Genomic DNA, 19,329 nt, shown 5'->3' with positions numbered 1-19,329 from the left:
GTGGAGCGCGAGAACGGTAGGCATAGAGGTAGAAAAGGCAGACCCAACGCCTCCAGAGCCAGGGGACATGCCCCAAACTACTGAATGAACTCCACTTTATTGAAGACGAGCGGGTTTCTAGCGTATGATCCATATAGCCATTTTGATAGTGAGTGTATCAACTTGGTTAGCTGGCCCCAGGTGTTAGCGCACCTTGGGTCAGCGCCTTTTACTTACTCTTACGTCACGCTACCGTTCTCCTTTGAGGGAATGGTTCTTAGGAAATTCTTGATTCACTCGAATCTCTTTGGTCATCAGCCTTTAGAAGGCTGTTCAATGACGACCCAAATATCGATAAACATCCACCGATTTTACGCAGCTTTGACACTAAAACAAACTTAATAAAATCCAATAAGATTATTTTTGTGCCTATATTTTGTGTATTCACAAATGGAGAATCTTAGTTGCACATAAAAATAACCGTTAAGATTGGTACTCTTCCCCGCAACTCACTTTGGAATCTAGAAACAATAGATCATCTAAAGCGGCTTCATTTTGCTGATTTTATATACACTTTGTTGTTCTCTTCCCCTGACAATCTCGAAGTCAAGAGTACCGTAATATATCCACTAGATTAACTTCTCTCCAATATTGGCTAACATACTGATTCCTCTGTTTTTTTGGGTAAAGAATATTTCTACTCTTAGGATATATTGACTGGTAATATAATACAGCTGTTTTTGAATACTCTGTTATAAGTCTAAATAAAATTTTCAGTTAACCCATAGAATCAGAGGAAGGTATGGGAGAATTATCAAAAAAAATCGGAGAACATGGAGAGAGAGTAGTCCTTAAGTTTGTAGAGAAACTTGGTTGGACTTCGCCATCTGATGGTGAATCATTAATCTGCAACAAATCTCTAAAGCATCAAAGGACAAAAGACACTCCTAGAACAACACATGGAATAGACTTGTTTTATTCTTATAAAAGTCAGCTAGAAGATTTTACCGTAAACAATTTACTTATTTCAGTTAAGTACACAAGCAATCCATATCCAACACCACCAAATTCAAAGTTTAAGCAGCATTTAAAAGATATTGCTGAAACCGTAGAATGTTTTGCTAGATCTGATTTGCGAAATGAAACCAACAAAGAATATGAGAGCTTTGGTATCAGAAGATCAAGTGATACTGGCGTTTTATTCTGGTTAAGTAGTGATAGAGAAAGCGAGCAAGACATTGTAAGCAAAGTATCAAGTGTGATTCTTGATAAAGAATTAGAATTTAGTAATATACAAATAATTGATAATGCGAGAGCATCATTCATCTACAACAGTATCTCTTCTGTAGAAAGAATATTTAGTGAAAGCGATATTAAATTTCACTATGCATTTAGCTCATCAAATTACACCGACCAGAATATAAGCAAGTTTGGCTCGGTACTTCCCGTTGAATATCTGACCTCACCGATATTACCGATGAGAATCATTGATCAAAATAATGATAAACAGAAATTTTGCATTTCTTCTATCGAAAGTTACAACGAATCTGCAATGAAAAGATTGCTAAATTTTGCAAGCGACATCTCTCAAGATTTCTCAAATGAATTTGTCTTCCTTTTCACCAAGTATGATGAAGAACAAAATGGAGCTTCCGTTAAAAAATGTATCAGAACACTTGGAGAAAAATCAAGCAATATTAAGGTTTTCGTTCACTCATCAGTCAATGATTTCAGAGGGTTAATAAATGAATAATAAAAAATTCTTGTTACCCTATGGTGATGGTTTAAGAGAGTTTTTGAGTGAACCGGGAATCACTAAAGCAGATATTAAATCAATACTGAGACGGAGAGGAGTTTTCTTTTCAAGTGATGAGAAAACCAATACAGTTCCACTAATAATAAAAACAGGGTTGTCACCTTTTGAGCTCGAAGAGCTTCAAGATAAAATTAAAACAAAAGAAGACAACCCGAAAGTACATACTCAAAGCATTCCCTGGTCGGGAGGTAATAGATCGCTAATTGATGTCATGCCAGCTGACTTAAATGTAAATGAGCTCATCGATCAGCCTTTTTCAAATTACAAGGTTATAGGTGCACCAAACTTTAGAGCAGTAAAAGGAAACCCAGACCATATCGAGATGGACTTTAAAATTGAGCGCTATGACCTCACTAAAAGCTGGGACAAAAACACCTCTCAGTTTAGCGGGAAAGTCACCTTAAAAAGGGGCAGTAGTGATATCAATGTAAGCATGAGCCTAAGCCATACAGCACCTGAAACAAAATTTGTTGCAAATAGAATCTCAAAAAATGTGATTCGTGAAATGAAAGATCACGGAGTTATTGATAAAGAGGCAAGTGTTAACAAGATAAGATTCAATGACTTCAAAAATAGTGACAGAATTTCCTTCATGCAAGAATTATCACAGCAGCAGGTAGATTCAAAATTATATTTCAAAGATACAAGAGATATTGGGTTCAGACCAGACAAAACCCAAACCCTACCAAGTGATATTTCTTGGATGGAAGAAAAAATAAAAAATCTCATACTTCAAGGCAGCGGCCTGCACACTACTTTTTTTGTGAAAGATAAAAAATATCATCAATACTTAGAAGTATACAAAATCGATGCTGATTATTCATTCGAGCTTGATGATTATTCTGGGGTTTGCCGCATCTCCTTCGACTTCAATGATTTTATAGCTCGAGAAAAGACTGATGCTGAATTATCCATAAAAGTAATAAACCTATCCTTTGACTCAAAGTCCGTTTCCGTATCCAGCAATAAAGTTAAAGAAAAACTGCTTTCACAACTAGAATCAGGAAAGCTGAAATTGCACGAAAAATATCGAAAAACCGGCTTATAAATCGGGAACCCGGTAGTTTCGAGCTGCCGGCCCCATACCATCCATCGTTCGGATCCGTAATGGGCAGTTCCCTACCCGTAATGAATCTCTACCTAACGATACTGTCATGACAGTGGCTGCGGTTTTTTATCTACCCTGGTGTGGGGTCTTAGAAATCGTCAAACATAAGAGGGATAAATCAAATGAACTATAGGGAAAGTAAGGTGGTAGATCTTCTATATAGAGCTTTACTTTGGATCAGTATTGCTTACTTGATGTGTTACCTTTCTGAGGAAATAGGGTCTAATACTGGTAAATTTCTAGAGAACGCGCTAAAGATAAAACCTGATATAAATTGGGGCAACTTTGTTGCAATGGCAGGACTGTTGGTGGCCCCCTTTGCTATGATGTTAAGGGAAGCTGAATACGCTTTTCAGAGAAATAATATACGTATTGCAGCAGTAAGTATTATAGTGTTTTTGTTGGCCAAGATATCATCTGACTTGGTACTTATTTGTTACGGAATGATGTCTTTTGTTTTAGGTTGGAGTATATATTTATTTACGAACAATAATCCCACTTCTCACGAATATTTGATTTTTGGCGTTTCACTACCGTTCTACTTGGCTATTATGTTTTTTCTTTCCTTTATGTCGCTTATAGTTCGATCCGAGTTAAATGGTCGGCTATTTGGGTGGTGGCGTAGTCAGTTTCCCGTATTTGGTCGAGTGGCAATATATAGTTTATTTTTAGTTGTATTTGGTGTTGTGAGTTGGGTGCACCACTAGTTTCTAAATTAGGTAGCTGGTAACTTCTAGCTACCAGCCCCCACACCACCCATCGTACGGGTCCGCAATGGGCGGTTCCCTATCCGTAGTGAATCTCCAAACAACGATAGTGTCGAGCAGATCTTCATTTGAGCTGAGCCTCATAGCTGTGCACCATCTCAATTTTATCCGCCTAGAAACATACCGATAGGCTAGCCCTGTCTTTTAACTCGTGAATTTAGGTTCAGGCCTTCACTATGTCCAAGGTATTAACCTTGGTATTAGGTTACTATGCCGTCTGCTGACTTCTGTTTAATCTCCTTGGTCATTACTGATCGAGGCGCTGTTATGTCCCGCCACTTTTATCTATCCCCGCGATGGTGGCTAGCGGGCTGGGCCTACTGATGAGTCAGCGACCACACTAACAGCTCCACAGCAGCAAGCTAAACAGATTTCTCCAGATAAGAGCGTGAACTTTTACTACACAGCTGCATCATTGACTCTACCCGTTAGATCACCTGGCTTCGGTGTCCTTTGTTACCTCGCCTTCAGGCTAAGCCTTATAGGATGTTTTTGTTCGTCGCTCTTAGTTTTGCTAGCGGATTCCTCCCCACAAGACCTCACGGTGTTGCAGTTGCCATTCGCTTGTAGTTAGCATTTAATAGAACCCATTAAATGGTGATCCTTCTACAGAGGACTTTCACCCCATTAGTTCACGCCCATGCTGGGCGTAGCAAGCAGCAGCAATCGCTCCCGTTGGTCACTAGGACCACAAAAATGCTGCGCTTATTTGTCTATCCCTGTGTGGGGCGTTAACTTGTACGGAAGTTAAATTGACAAAAGGAGTTGGAATGCAAGTTTCGCATCTAGAAACAATCAATAAATATGAGAAGTTGGGCTCTCAAGCTAGAGACATGGCATCCAGAAACTTACCAAGGCACCTCCTCGGAAAAATCACGTTAGAGGCAATAGATCACAAAGCTCTTGCTGCTTTCAAATCAATAGATTTGAATCAAGAACGCTCTGTGAGCTGGAATTGGAATTTTTCTAGCCGATACAAAATTTTCTATCCAAAGGCGTTTGACCTTTCTGTGTGGCACGGAAGTACTTTGTGCTCATTAACTCTCGGTCGGCCGACCTACAGAGGCACAGCTATACGCTTGGATTTTATTGAGCGTTTCAACAAGCATATTTTGTTCGCAAACGATATGTTTCCTGTTTCATTATTGGCCTATGAAGCGTATGCGCGTCTAATCGGCGCGACTCAAATTAGAGTAATGGATCCACTCAATGATAAGTTGGTTAAATATTACTCATCTCACGGTGGATTTTCGTTATGTCCTGGAAAGCAAGGCGTACCGCATTATTTGGTAAAAGATCTATGAAAAATAGTGATGAATTAAAGAAAATTGAAGAAGAATTAAAGAAATCCTCCGAAGATCTCTTTAAGCCTCGCCCTAAAGACATCGAAGATGAGCTGAGTAAAAAAGATACATTCGGTTCTCCAGATAATCTGGTGGAACGGGACGACGAGGAAGAATAAGCTAAATCGAGTAACCGGTAGTTTCTAGCTACCGGCCCCCACACCACTCATCGTGCGGGCCCGCAATGGGCGCTTCCCTATCCGTAATAAACCTCTACCCAACAATAGTGTCTAGCAGCTCTTCGTTTGAGTTGAGTGTCATGGCAGTGCGTTACCTCCACTTTATCCAACTGGAAACATATCGGTAGGCTAGCCCTGCCTTCTAACTCGTGAAATTTGGGTTCAGGCCTTCACCGTACCCAAGGTATTAATCTTGACATTAGGCTACTATGCCGTCGGCTAACTTCAGCTTAATCACCTTGATCATTACTGACCAAGGCGCTGCTGTGTTCCACCACTTTTTTCCTTCCCCTTGATGGTAGCTAGCGGGTTGGGCCAACTTATGAGTCAGCGGCCACACTGACAGCTTCACAGCAGCAAGCTAAACGGATCTCCAAGATAAGAACGTGAACTTTCACTACACAACTACATCATCGACTCTACCCGTTAGATCACGTGGCTTCGCTGTCCCTGACCACCTCGCCTCCAGGCTAAGCCTTATAGGGTGTATCTGTTCGTCAGCTCGTAGTTTGCCAGCGGCTTCCTCCCCACAAAATCTCACAGTGTTGCAGTTGCCATTCGCTAATAGTTAGCATTTAATGGCGCCCATCATATGGTGATTTTCCTAGAGGAGAATTTCACCCATTAGTCCGTGTCCATGCTAGGCATACCAAACCGCACCAACCACTTTACTTGGTCGCTGGTACAGCCACGCTACCGCTTATCTGCCTGCCCTTGTACAGGGCATGATATCTCAGGAGATTGAAGAGTTGTGATTATTAGGAATGTGGTGTTAGTAATATCCTTTCTGGGGCTAGCTGGGTGTGCTTCAACCGAGTTGAAAAAATCATTTAAGCCAGTAAAAAATACATATGAAAGTATACAATTCAATCCTGTATTTGGCGAGGTGACTAGTAAACATCCAGAATATTTAAAGGCCCAGAAGGAGTGTGAAAATACTGTTTACGCTGACGGGGTCAAAATTAATGACATATTTGTACATGATCGATCAAAGCTAAACGGAATATCCACCAAACACATGTCTGAATATATTAAAAATAGATTATCTCTGGGTTTAGGCATTAATGGATCATTTAATTTGGCCAGTGCGGCTTTATCTATCCCAATTGAAAGTGATACCCCCTCTTATCAGTCTAAGGGTAACCCCAAAACATATGAAGATTATTCGAAAGAATATATGACTCTGGAGAAACCGACTGAGATTAAGACTATTAATAGCCTTCAGGAGAAATATATTATATGTATGCGAGAAGAGAAAAAATTTGAGCCTATAAAATTTATTATAAAGAATTCTGAAACAGGTGAGATAATAAGGGAACACAAAGTCAAGGAATAAGACATATCGAGTAGTTGGCAGCTTTAAGCTGCCAACCATTTTGCGGGTCCGTAATGGGCGGTTCCTTATCCGTAATAAACCTCTATCTAGCGATATTGTCGAGCAGTACTTCATTTAAGTTGAGTGTCATAGCAGTACAACACCTCAACTTTATCCGACTGAAAACATATCGGTAGGCTAACCACATCTTTTAACACACGGAGTTTGGGTCCAGGCCTTCACCATGCCCAAGATATTCATCTTGACATTAGGCTACTATTCCGTCGGCTGACTTCTGTTTAATCACTTTGATCATTACTGACCGAGGCGCTGCAGTGTTCCACCACTTTTTCTCTATCCCCGCGATGGTGGCTAGCGGGCTGGGCCTACTTATGAGTCAACGGCCACGCTGACAGTTTCACAGCAGAAAGTTAAATAGATCTCCCTAGATGGGAGAGTGAACTTTCACTAGACAACCGTATCATTTCCTCTACCTATTAGATCAAATGGCTTCGGTGCCCCTGGCCACCTCACCTATGAACTAAGCCTTAGGGATGATTCTGTTCATCATTTGCTAGCGACTTCCTCCCCACAGGACCTCACAGTGTTGCAGTTGCCATTCGCTAGTAGTTAGCATTTAATGGAATCCATTAAATGGTGATCTTTCTACATGGGACTTTCACCCCAATTAGTCCACACCCATATTGGGCGTACCAAAGCCAACCAAAATTGAGCGCTTTGGACACTAGACTCGCAACAAGTTGCTCGCTTTTGCTTGCGACGTTAGGCATAAAGAAACTATGGAAATATATAAAGCTCCCGAATCCAACGTTGAAATCGGAAAAATTCAATCAACGCCAAGTGTTTTTTGGAAGATATTCTTTTAGATTCACATTGCCTTCATCCTATTTATACCGTTCATATTTATAGAAAGTCCTGAAATTCATTACCTTGACTATATTGATATTGGTATATTTTTACCTATTGTCATCTTTAGCCTTTTTTGCTACGCATATTCAAAGAGACCTGTCAGCACTACAGTTTTCTCAATGTTCTTTTATTTATATCTTCCATGGGCATTATTTTATGAGCTAATTGCACCTTACGTATTGGGTATCCCATCCTACGGAGAGGATGCAGTGATTGATTTTTGGATTGTGATCATTCCAATTTTCCTTCTGCCAACGTTGTTTGCTCAGTATTCTCTTGCAAAATCACCAAAAGCCTAATTTCGGTAGCCGGTAGCTTCTAGATACCGGCCCCCACACCACCCATCATGTGGGGCCGCAATAGACGCCTTGCTATCCGCAATGAATCTCTACCCAACGATAGTATCAAGTAGCTCTTCATTAGAGCTGAGTATCATGGCAGTTCGCTACCTCAACTTTATCCGACTGAAAAAAACCGGCAGGCTAGCCCGGTCTTTTAACTCGTGGATTTAGGCTCAGACCTTCACCGTGTCCAAGGTATTAGCCTGTGCATTTGGCCACTATGCCGTTGACTAACTTCTATTTAATTACCATGCTCATTACTGACCGAGGCCCTGCTACGTCTCACTGCTTATATCTATCCCCGCAATAGTCGCTAGCGGGCTGAGCCTATTTATGAGTCAAGGGTCACACTGACAGCTTCACAGCAGCAAGCTAAATAGATCTCCCCAGATAATAACGTGAACTTTCACTACACAACTGCATCATTGACTCTACCCGTTAGACCACATGGCTTCGGTGTCCTCGGCCACCTAGCCTCTAGGCCAAGCCATATAAGATGCTTCTGTTCGTCAGCTCGTAGTTTTGCTAGCAGCCTCATCCCCACAAGACTTCACGGTGTTGCAGTTGCAATTCGCTAGTAGTTAGCATTTAATGGCGCCCATTAAACGGTGATTTTCCTACACGGGACTTTCACCCCATTAGTTCATGCTCATGCTCATGCTCATGCTGGGTGTACCAAGGCGAAGTACAATCGCCAGCAAAGCTGGCTGGTCCTACATTCCGCAGCTTCGCTGCTTCATTTCGGCCCATGCTGGCAGCTTTATAACTCATGAGGGCTCTGTGACCTACATAAAGTACTTGTTTGTAACCTTGTTTCCTTGGTTAGCTTTTTTCGTAGGAGACATGATTTATGGCTCTTCGCATGTGATGTTTCATCATCCCTGCGAACAATCAGAATATGGGTGCTGGCCTATAGATTCTACAAGTTTTGCAATAAAAGGGGCGTTGTTTGGTATCTTTATAGGCTTGGCAAATTTGACGTCCTCTCAGCTTAAAATATCATTGGTGTCGGCATTAGTGTTGTTGGCTTTGATTACGGTCAGGCTGGGTGCTGTTCAAATGGAGGGTATTCTGTCTGTAGTATTGGGTGGGTATTACTGGTTAAGTTTATTTGTCCCATTATTATTTAGTGCAGTGTTTTTTTACCTAGGTTCAAAGTATGTGTCAGGTAAGTTATAACAATACCAAGTACGATCGCCTGAAAAGCTGGCTGGACCTACATTCCGCAGCTTCGCTGCTCCAATTCGGTTCGTGTTGGCGACATAAGTACTATAGAGATATAAGTAATGGGAAGACCTTGGAGTAAACTGCAGAAGGAATTTTATTTGCTGCGAGCAGATGGACTTGACCTGCAATTGCATTGCCGAGCCTATAGAATGGATTCACAAATGGGATCTACCGATATTCCTAGATATTGGATTACATTAGGCAAGGAGATAATCTGGGACTACCCAAGAGATTTTATTGAGAAGAATCATCCTAAACGAGTAAATACTAAGTGGTATCCCTATGGCAATGATGTTCCAGATATTTCCAATCTAATACGAGAGTATATTGACACTCCAAAAGATGAGCTGATGTCAAAGAATTTTCAAAATGACCATTGGGGGTTGATTAACATATTTCGAGCTTCAGATAAGCGTATAGGTTTAAGACGCCTACCTGAGCTAAAGAGGAAAACAAAAAATAGGGCCGCATTGAAAGTAATTGAGACGCGGCTAGAAAGCACTAAATCGAGTAGCCGGTAGCTTCTAGCTACCGAACCCCAGACCACCCATTATGCGGGTCCTCAATGAGCGGCTCCCTATCCGTAATGAATCTCTACCCAACGATAGTGTCAAACAGCTCTTCATTTCAGCTGAGTGTCATGGCAGTGCGCAGTCTCAAATTTATCCAACTGGAAACTTATCGGTAGGATAACCCTGTCTTTCAACTCATCGAATTTGGACTCAGGCCTTCACCATGTCCAAGGTATTAATCTTGGCATTAGGCTACTATATCGTCGGCTGACTTCTGTTTAATCACCTTGATCATTACAGACCGAAGCGCTGATGTGTTCCACCACTTTTGTCTATCCCCGCGATGATGGTTAGCGAGTTGCACCTATTTATGAGTCAGCGACCACCTTGACAGCTACACATCAGCAAGCTAAACAGATCTCCCCAGATAAGAACGTGAACTTTCACTACACGACTGCATCATTGACTCTACCCATTAGATCACCCGGCTTCGGTGCCCCTGGCCACCTCGCTTCCAGGCTAAGCTCCATAGGATGTTTCTGTTCCTCAACTCGGATTTGCTTGCGGCTTCCTCCCCACAAGACCTCACTGTGTTGTAGTTGCCATTCACTAGTAGTTAGCATTTAATGGCGCCCATTAAATGGTGATCCTTCTACAGGGGACTTTCACCCCATTAGTTCACGTCCATGCTGGGTGTGCCAAATTTAGGCAAGTGGACAAATTACTACGCCTTCGATTTCGTAATTTGCCGTTGCTAAAGGCGTTATGTGGGGCTAAACCGAGGGCTTATTGAGAGATGTGGCGTAATTGACATTAGCTTAAAGAATCATCCTGACACTCACTGTAGTGCTACGACAAATTTACCAGACACAATAAGTTGTTTTTATGCAGCCTTTTAATACTCAATTTACCTTATCTAGAAAATACCTTGCCGAATGCTATGATCAGTCTCTACCCCATGGGAAAAATGTCAAGCCCAATTATCTTCTTCCTACATTATTATTATCTTCTGGTGCGGGATTACTGTTATTTACTGAGCAACCTAAGATCGCAAGTTGCACGTTAATTGCATTAGGCGTGCTGGAACTGATTCACATTCGATATCGACGAGCTTGGTGGTTAGCACGGCAGATGCTTGGGAAAAGTGCCGGTAGTGAGGTGAAATTAACCATAGATAAGGATGGAATCCAGACACAGAATCCTTATACGATAGCAGCTCTATTGTGGGCAGATATCGAGCGTATTATTGAAACCGATTTAGGGCTTATTTTGGTGGCTAAATCTGGGGGGCAGCAGTACTTGTCTAAATCGTTATTACCTGCTGAATTAATTAATGAGATAGTTACCAAGATTAAGGGTAAACATTGATTTCAATAAAAATTAAAGTCGTGCCTACAATGCAGCTAATACAATACACAACAAACTGCCCAAACGCGACGCCCCTACAGGGTCGCCGCTTGGTAAGGTGTTATGCACAATAGACATGTATATAAACCCAAAAACTAGAAACCAAAAAGCAGCACTATTAACTATAGCAGTGTCAGTGGCATTATTAGCTACTTATGTGTTCAATAGTGAGGGATTCTGCTACGACAGACATAATGGTTTGTACTGTTACCAAGGAACTAATTTGTATCTGATTGGTGTTGGATTACTTTTTACTAGTTCTGCAATATTGGTGCACTTAGCTGAACTTTATGCAAAACGCACAGTAATTGTTCTGCACTGCAGCCTATCTTTAGCGGTGTTTTGTGTAGGTATTATAATATTTTGGGTAGCGGTATTTATGGCAGGGCCAAATGCATAGGTAGTTTCTAGCTACCGGCCCCACACCACCCATCATGCGAGTTCGCAATGGGCAGCTCCCTATTCTTAATAAATTTCTACCCAGCGATAGTATTGAACAGTTCTTCAATCGAGTTGAATATCAGGGCAGTGCGCCACTTCAACTTTATACCCGACTAGAAGCATATCAGTAGGCTACTATGCCGTCGGCTGACTTCTGTTTAATCGCCTTGATCATTACTGACCGAGACTCTGCTAAGTATCACTACTTATATCTATTCCCGCGATGGTGGCTAACGGGTTGGACCTACTTGTGAGTCAGCGGTCACGCTGACAACTTCACAGCAGCAAGCTAAACAGATCTCCCCAGATAAGAAAGTGAACTTTCACTACCCAACTGCATCATTGACTCTACCCGTTAGATCACCCGGCTTCGGTGTCCTTTGCTACCTCGCCTCCAGGCTTAACCTTATAGGATGTTTCGGTCCGCCAGCTCATAGCTTTACTAGCCGCTTCATCCCCACAAGACCTCCCAGTTTGGCAGTTGCCATTCGCCAGTAGTTAGCATTTAATGGAATCCATTAAATGGTGAGCTTCCTACAGGGGGACTTTCACATCATTAGTCCATGCCCATACTGGGTGTGGAAAGTCAATCAATGCCACCCCTTCGGGGCTGGACCTCCACACTAAGTGCTTCGGCCCATTATTGAGGCGTTAAGTGAAATGATGAAATACACTCCATTACTCTTACTATTGATGTGGGCTACACCAGAAAATGTTTTTGCGTGTATGAAAATTGCTCCCTTTATGCTTAAGGAGTATGAGGGTATGTCAGTCTATGAATCGAATTTGGCGTCGAGTGATATTGCTTTTCGAGGGTACTTGATACAAGCGGAAACTACGGCACGAATATCTCGGGAAGAGGGTGGTGTGAGAATCTATAAGTATCTCGTAATTGAGCCATTTAAAGGGAATATTAAAAAAAATGAGATCGTGGAGGTATCACAAAATCGTACTTATTGTAGCTTTACTTATAGTATCGACAAAGAACATTTAGTTTATCTTACAAAAGATAAAAGCGGACTATATCAATTTGGTATGGCTAACTCTGGCCCGTTATTAGATCAAATTCTTGATATGGAAAAAGAGGAAGATGTAGAGTTTTATCAAGAGATCGTGGAAGCCGGTAGAGGATCTGATTATGTGGTGCGATCATATTTTCCCAACGGGAAGCCAAGAATTTACACATATAGTGTTGAAAAACAGCTGGACAAAGTTCGTGCCGCAACATTATTTAAATCGGGTAGTCAGTAGTTTCCACCTGCCGGCCCCACACCACCAATCGTACGAGTCCGCAATGGGCGGCTCCCAATTCGTACGAGCCAACGATAGTCTCGAACAGCTCTTCATTTGAGCTGAGTGTCATGGCAGTGCGCCACTTCTGAGTCAGCAGCCACGTTGACAGCTTCCCAGCAGTAAGCTAAACAGACCTCCTCAGACAAGAACCTGAAGTTTCACTACACAACCACGTCATTGACTCTACCCGCTAGACCAAATGGCTTTGGTATCCTTGGCCACCTCCCTTCCAAGCTAAGCTTTATAGGATATTTCTGTTCCTCAGCTCGTAGTTTTGCTAGCAGCTTCCTCCCCCACAAGGCCTCCCGGTGTTACAGTTGCCATTCACTAGTAGTTGGCATTTAATGGCGACCATTAAATGGTGATTTTCCTAAAGGGGACTTTCACCCCATTAGTTCACGCCCATGCTCGTGGCATTATGCGTCATTAAACATAGGGTATTGATTGAAGAATGAGTAAAGAACAACCAAATAATCCGCTACATGGTATTACTCTTGAGAAAGTTGTTACACGATTGCAGGAGCATTATGGCTGGGATGGTTTGGCAGATAGGATTAATATCAATTGCTTTAAGAGCGACCCATCAATTAAGTCTTCGCTCAAGTTTTTACGCAAAACCCAGTGGGCGCGAGATAAAGTCGAGAATCTGTATATCTCAACTTTTGAAAATAAATCTCCGTGGGGTAATCGTAAATAAGCACTATTTGGTAACCACATAGATGTCGCTGTGATTAGGCAGGGACAGGCGCATAAATCGGATAGCCGGTAGTTTCTAGCTACCGGCCCCCACACCACCCATCGTGCGGGTCTGCAATGGGCGGCTCCCTACCCGTAATGGCTCTCTACCTAACGATAGTGCCGAACAGCTTTTCATTTGAGTAGAGTATCATGGCAGTGCGCTACTTCTGAGTCAGCGGCCAGGCTGGCAGCTTCACAGCAGCCAGTTAAACTGATCTCCCCAAATAAGAACGTGACCTTTCACTGCACAGCTGCACCATTGACTCTACCCTTAGACCACCCCGTTTCGGTGCCCCTCCAGCCTAAGCCTTATAGGATGTTTCTGTTCGCCAGCTCATAGTCTTGCTAGCGGCTTCCTCCCCACAAGATCTCTCAGTGTTGCAGTTGCCATTCGTTAGTAGTTAGCATCTAATGACGCCCATTAAATGGTGACTTTCCTACACGGGACTTTCACCCCATTAGTTCACGCCCATACTAGGCGTACCAAGTTACTCAAGTACACTCCGTTCCGCTTCCACGGGACAGCCTACACTGAGTTTCAGCTGCCTATTAGCAAGGGTTTAGAGTACACAAGGATAAGTATGATTACTCGTAATACAATAAAATTTAAAGTAACTGAATTACCGATTTCTGATGTTGTTACAAAATTTGGCGGTCAGCCTAATTGGCTTGAGGAAGCTCAATGGCCAATAAGCTCTGAAATGGATTCTCCCATGCGCTTTATTTGTCAGATCAAACTTACAAATGATCTATTTCCAGGCTGTGAGGGAAAAGTGGCCTATATCTTCATGACAGATGATGATGAGTACGTTGATGGAACATGGGAGCCAGATGGTGGCGAGAATGCAGTAATTATTCAACCGGGTGGTAAGCCTCAAATTAAGGTACGAAATATCACCACTGGACCAACTTTACAGGACTATGTTGAAGTAAAGGGGAAAACTGGTCTTTACCCAATAGACATCGAATTAGCTGTTGATCTTTCAGCCTCAAAAGACCCAGAGTTCATTCCAGAAGCAGAACGCTTTGACCTAGCTGACGAGGACTATGAAAAATACTGTAATAAGCTGGGAGGAAATAAAATTGGTGGGACACCTAGCTTTCTACAAGGTGACGAATTTCCCGGAGATACGGATGACTGGTCACTTCTTATGCAGCTAGATTCCTGTGAAGTTCCATTTAGTATCAATTTTGGAGACTCCGGTGTTTCATACGCATTCATAAATAAAGAGGGAACGATTGGTAAGTTCCTCTGGCAATGTTGTTGAGCTGCTCAAAATCGTGTAGCCGGCAGTTTCTAGTTACCGGCTACTACACCATTCATCGCGGGGGGTGCGTAATAGGCCGCTCCCTATCCATATGCTTAACGATAGTCTCGAACTGTTACGCCCTGACAGTTTCACTGTAGTAAATTAAACAGATTTCCCCAGATAAGAACGTGAACTTTCACTACTCAACTGCATCTTTGACTCTACCTATTAGATCACCCGGCTTCGATGTCCTTGGCTCCCTCACCTGCAGGCTAAGCCTTATAGGATGTTTCTGTTCCTCAACTTATATTTTACTAGCGGCTTCCTCCCCACAAGTTCTCACAGTGTTGCAGTTGCCATTCGCTAATAGTTAGCATTTAATAGAACCCATAAAACAGTGATCTTCCTACAGGGGACTTTCACCCCATTAGTTCACGCCAATACTTGGCGTACCAAATTAATCAACGGTCGCCTACGGCTGAAGAGCCAAGTTATTTGTCCGCTATTGAGGCGTTAAACCAAAAAGGAGCTACCCAGTGTATCGATGCATAGTATTTATCCTGATTCTTTTTGCAAGTCAGGTTAGAGCAGATTACGGATATACATATAGTGGCGATTTAAATGGTGATGGTATAGCCGATAGAATCATGTCTGGACCATCAGCAATGTTCGGCAATAGTGGCGGCCCTTTTATAATCTATCTAAGTAAGGCGGATGGAACATACATAAATAAAGTTGTGGCATTTCACCCAAAGGCAATTGCTTTCGAAAAATATGAATCCGGCCGTAATAGTCTATGGGGTTATTGGAGACATGGCACGCGGCAAGGAACATTATTCAAATTATCTTTGGATGGTGAGTTCAAGGTAGAGAGCATCACTATAAACCCAATCGGGTCTAATCTTTCGTCGGGCATATATTCGACGGTTTTTGATAAAAATTCTTTATTGAAAATAAAAAGAGTTGAGGGCTACATGCCACCAGATTATCCATGGGGGAAAGGGTAGAAACACACACTAGGACAGTCAAAGACTGGAGGATTATGTCAACAGTAGCGAAAGCTCTATTTCTGACAATTCTTGCTCTTTGATTTAGAAGTAAACGAGTTCAAGTTCTGGGAATTTGCATTCAGGTCTTAGAAAACGCTATTTTTAGATCAAAGAGCGGTAATCTTGATATAGAGCATTTGGGTTAGGACTAGAATAGCAGGGCGAGGCTGAGAGGAAGCTTCGGCAATCGCCTATTCCGTGTACCCAGTGTTTATCGAGTTGAGCATAAACTTCTTGCACAGCCTCTCATTAGCTGGTTTCTAATTTAATGGATAGCTTTGCATCGATAAGCAATACCTTATTTTTTTACAGATACACTTTTTTCCAACCCTCCTAAATCTCTGCCAGCAGGTCGAGCTATTTGTATCTTAACGCGGTCATTCTAACCTTTGATTGATCACCAAAGCTCTGAACTTCTTTGTGTATTTATTTTATGTTTCTTGGTTGCTAACGGATAGAAAAATCTATGTTAATACTTAAATCGAGGGGACATATAAAGCTACAACATGAATAGACAGGCAAAACAATTGGGTTGCTCGAAGGAATTTGGCCTATTTCTGTTTAGGAAATATTGTTAAATCAATAACTTTTTTGGAGGGGGATGGCGGGTAAAAGGTCTTTAGTGAATGACCTACCCATATAAAATTATTGCTTGCAATCTTGGTTTTGAAAATAATATTATTTAACATGGATAGATACTGGAGATACCGATAAAGAAGATATTGCCAGCATTTATTATTGTTGTGGCCATTAGTGTGCAGACTAGTTTTTTCGGAAGGATTTTAAAAGATTCTCGCGTCAAAATATAAGCATAGGTTGTTTAAGTTATAGCTTTCCATCTTCATGATGAGCGAAGAATTTTACCTATCTATCAATGACCGAACAAGGTCAGAGAAGTTATTGCCAAGCATGTCAAGTAAGGTGTGGCCGGGGCTCTCATATGCGAAATACGATGAGCTTTCTCATGAACTATTTATTTCCACTGAATTGGTATTTAGGGAAAGCTCGAACTTTAATCAGTTGTCCTATGCCAAATATTTTTTATATCCTTTCATTTCGTTTTGTTAATCGAGCATAGTTTTATGGCATTAATGTCTGCAACAAGAGCATATTTAAAAACAGGAGAAAAAAATGGGCTATCACATCACCGTAAATATCGCAAATCACTGTAAGACCGATATTAAATATACCAAAAACATGAATCAATCCGAGGGTAATATTGAGCATGGCCCAGTAGATACTATTCCCGCGTTAACAACCACGAGAGCTTTCACAGGCTGGGCTAAAGGAAGTGACATGGCCGCTGGATATGTCCTTTATTATCTTCCTGGGAATAGCGGCAGCAAGATGAAGATCAACTACGCAAGCGAAACCGCGATAACTTCGCAAACCGATGGCGAAAAAGCGTATACGGCTTGTGTCTACGTATTCGCGCAGACCCCTAATAAGCCTGGATATAGCGCTGAAACGACGGGTTATTTCTGGGTCATGGATGACGCGATATTAATTTCGAAAAAAAAAGGCGGTAAAGACGAGTACACGGCCACCCTTCACGTATATCCGATAGGGGATCCGTACGAGATGAAAGAAGAAATTGAACCGGTAAGTCCTACCTATTATCTCGACAATCAGACCAAAAAGTGGATTCATTTATGCGACTACGCTAATCCACATCCATATGAGCTTTTGAATGGGACTACATCGATTGGACCAGGGCAAAAAGTGATGATACTTGATGGCTTTTCTGGAACCCAATGGGAGTCCCCATACGCTAATTTGCAGTACAGTATCGACGAAGACCACACCTTCTCAATCCAACCAGAATCCAATAGTGGATACGATGGCTGGCAACCTACGAGCGTGTCTTGGCCGCAGGGCAAGGGAAACTACAACACCTCGATCGCGGGGAATAATAGCCTGGGCCACACCACCATAACTTTAACGGAGTCCTAACGATTAAGGATTAACTACGCTTCACCGCAATCAATCCATCTTGTAAGACAAGCTCGATTTTATCGTGGATAGAGCTTCTTATTTAAGGGAGTAATTATTTGGGCAACTATTTTATTTATCAAAAAACTAAAGTGGACACCCTGTTGTTTTTAGTTTTCTTATTGGTAAGTTCCTCTGGCAATGTTGTTGAGTAGCTCAAAATCTAGTAGCCGGCAGTTTCTAGTTACCGGCTACTACACCAGTCATCGCGGGGGTGCGTAATCAGCCTATCCAAGTACTTAACGATAGTCTCGAACTGGTTAAGCCCATATATGAGTCTATTACCGCCCTGACAGCTTCACTGTAGTAAATTAAACAGAACTTCCCATTTCAGAGTATGAACTTTCACTACACAACTGCATCTTTGACTCTACCGGTTAGATCACCCGGCTTCGGTGTCCTTGGCTGTTGCAGTTGTCATTCGCCAGTAGTTAGCATTTAATGGAACCCATTAAATGGTGACCTTCCTACAGGGGATTTTCACCCCATTAGCTCATGCCCATGCTGGATGTACCAGTAGTCAGCATCGCCCCTTCGGGGCTAGACCTCGCTACGCTCGGCCGCTGTTGGCGGCGTTAGATTTTTTTACTCATCGGAGATAGGGAATGTCAACGAGAGAAATCTCCAACTATTATGACTCAACAGAACATAGTGATACTCGTGAAGATTTGATTTTTGCTCTTAGCAAAGTAAAAGGAAAAAGGATTTCTGTTGATTGTGGCTGTGGAGCAGGATCAGATATAGCTTATTTGCGCAGTAATAATTTCACGGTTCATGCCTTTGATATCGAGAATGAATCTATATCTAGATGTCGTAAACGATTCAAAGATGATGAGCAGGTTATTCTATCAAGGGATAGCTTTAATACTTTCCATTATCCTGAGTCCTCGCTGGTAGTTGCTGATGCCAGTCTTTTCTTTTGTCCTGAAAAAGATTTTGAGTCAGTTTGGTTGAAAATAACTAACTCTTTGACAGAGGGTGGAATCTTTTGCGGTTCATTCCTGGGGCCGAAAGATACAATGGCTGGGCCTGAGTATGATAAGGAAGCATTTTGGAGTGATACTCTAGTTATGAATGAATCGAAGATTAAAAAACACCTCAGTAACTTTGAGCTATTAAAGTGGACTGAACATGACCTTTCAGGAGAAACTGCAGATGGCACACCGCACCATTGGCATATATTCTCCATCGTAGCGAGAAAAAATTCTAAATCGGGTAACCAGTAGTTTCTAGCTACCGGCCCCCACACCACCCATCATGCATGTCCGCAATGGGCGGTTCCCTATCCGTAATAAATCTCTACCCAACGATACTGTCGAGCAGCTCTTCCATCGAGTTGAATGTCATGGCAGAAGAAAGGAGACGATAGCAGATGTAAGAGCCTATATTGCTTTTTACAACTCACGCAGAATGCATACAACACTGGGGGACCTATCCCCTATCAAATTTGAGAAATGTACTTAGAGGAGTGTTCGGTTGGAGTTGACCGCAACAGAGTGGGGTGAAAGAACTGAAATAGGCGTTTAAATTAACTAACGGTGGTTAGAGTCTGGCAATCTGACTTATGTGCGCCACGCCCCTGAGCTATTTTTTTAAAGAGGCTAGGCTACCGTAGATTATTGAATTGCAAATATATTTACCA

15 protein-coding genes are annotated in these 19,329 nt (G+C 42.1%); all 15 read left to right on the top strand.

What is annotated here, in order from left to right; translation table 11 throughout:
- Positions 1-781: 781 nt before the first annotated feature.
- The 15 genes from gapS4a to ACJJIB_RS06290 all read left to right on the top strand — a co-directional run bounded on the left by gapS4a (position 782) and on the right by ACJJIB_RS06290 (position 18,913).
- The gene (gene gapS4a / locus ACJJIB_RS06360; protein ID WP_444888243.1) at positions 782-1,732 is read left to right on the top strand and encodes a GapS4a family protein; all 951 of its coding nucleotides are present in this window, start codon (positions 782-784) and stop codon (positions 1,730-1,732) included.
- On the top strand, positions 1,725-2,843 hold the full coding sequence (gene gapS4b, locus ACJJIB_RS06355; protein ID WP_444888242.1) for a GapS4b family protein: 1,119 nt from the start codon (positions 1,725-1,727) through the stop codon (positions 2,841-2,843). The genes gapS4a and gapS4b overlap by 8 nt, the downstream gene beginning before the upstream one ends.
- 182 nt (positions 2,844-3,025) lie before the next feature.
- Positions 3,026-3,610 carry a hypothetical protein gene (locus ACJJIB_RS06350; protein WP_444888241.1) on the top strand — a complete coding sequence of 195 codons (585 nt, stop codon included), beginning with the start codon at positions 3,026-3,028 and terminating at the stop codon, positions 3,608-3,610.
- An 830-nt stretch (positions 3,611-4,440) separates the two neighbouring features.
- A complete protein-coding gene (locus ACJJIB_RS06345; protein WP_444888240.1) occupies positions 4,441-4,974 on the top strand; it encodes a hypothetical protein in 534 nt (177 codons plus the stop codon).
- Positions 4,971-5,132: a hypothetical protein gene (locus ACJJIB_RS06340; RefSeq protein WP_444888239.1), complete on the top strand. Its 162-nt coding sequence runs from the start codon at positions 4,971-4,973 to the stop codon at positions 5,130-5,132. The genes ACJJIB_RS06345 and ACJJIB_RS06340 overlap by 4 nt, the downstream gene beginning before the upstream one ends.
- Positions 5,133-5,943: 811 nt before the next feature.
- On the top strand, positions 5,944-6,528 hold the full coding sequence (locus ACJJIB_RS06335; RefSeq protein WP_444888238.1) for a hypothetical protein: 585 nt from the start codon (positions 5,944-5,946) through the stop codon (positions 6,526-6,528).
- A 2,030-nt stretch (positions 6,529-8,558) separates the two neighbouring features.
- On the top strand, positions 8,559-8,957 hold the full coding sequence (locus tag ACJJIB_RS06330) for a hypothetical protein (RefSeq protein ID WP_444888237.1): 399 nt from the start codon (positions 8,559-8,561) through the stop codon (positions 8,955-8,957).
- 107 nt (positions 8,958-9,064) lie between these two features.
- On the top strand, positions 9,065-9,526 hold the full coding sequence (locus ACJJIB_RS06325) for an SF0329 family protein (RefSeq protein ID WP_444888236.1): 462 nt from the start codon (positions 9,065-9,067) through the stop codon (positions 9,524-9,526).
- A gap of 876 nt (positions 9,527-10,402) precedes the next feature.
- Positions 10,403-10,885: a YcxB family protein gene (locus ACJJIB_RS06320; RefSeq protein ID WP_444888235.1), complete on the top strand. Its 483-nt coding sequence runs from the start codon at positions 10,403-10,405 to the stop codon at positions 10,883-10,885.
- Between the two features lie 1,140 nt (positions 10,886-12,025).
- Entirely contained in the window at positions 12,026-12,616 is a 591-nt protein-coding gene (locus tag ACJJIB_RS06315) for a hypothetical protein (RefSeq protein WP_444888234.1), read from the top strand.
- Between the two features lie 493 nt (positions 12,617-13,109).
- The gene (locus ACJJIB_RS06310) at positions 13,110-13,355 is read left to right on the top strand and encodes a VF530 family protein (protein WP_226648534.1); all 246 of its coding nucleotides are present in this window, start codon (positions 13,110-13,112) and stop codon (positions 13,353-13,355) included.
- A 622-nt stretch (positions 13,356-13,977) separates the two neighbouring features.
- Positions 13,978-14,664 carry a DUF1963 domain-containing protein gene (locus ACJJIB_RS06305; protein WP_444888233.1) on the top strand — a complete coding sequence of 229 codons (687 nt, stop codon included), beginning with the start codon at positions 13,978-13,980 and terminating at the stop codon, positions 14,662-14,664.
- 518 nt (positions 14,665-15,182) lie between these two features.
- Complete coding sequence (locus ACJJIB_RS06300; protein ID WP_444888232.1) at positions 15,183-15,653, top strand: hypothetical protein; 471 nt, start codon at positions 15,183-15,185, stop codon at positions 15,651-15,653.
- Positions 15,654-16,826: 1,173 nt separating this feature from the next.
- On the top strand, positions 16,827-17,648 hold the full coding sequence (locus ACJJIB_RS06295) for a hypothetical protein (protein WP_444888231.1): 822 nt from the start codon (positions 16,827-16,829) through the stop codon (positions 17,646-17,648).
- Between the two features lie 644 nt (positions 17,649-18,292).
- Entirely contained in the window at positions 18,293-18,913 is a 621-nt protein-coding gene (locus ACJJIB_RS06290) for a class I SAM-dependent methyltransferase (RefSeq protein ID WP_444888230.1), read from the top strand.
- Positions 18,914-19,329: the final 416 nt, after the last annotated feature.

It is taken from the genome of Microbulbifer mixtoriginis (SeqCode) (assembly GCF_052467705.1).
The sequence above is the reverse complement of the archived record's forward strand: the minus strand, read 5'-3'. Positions and strand labels throughout refer to the sequence as shown.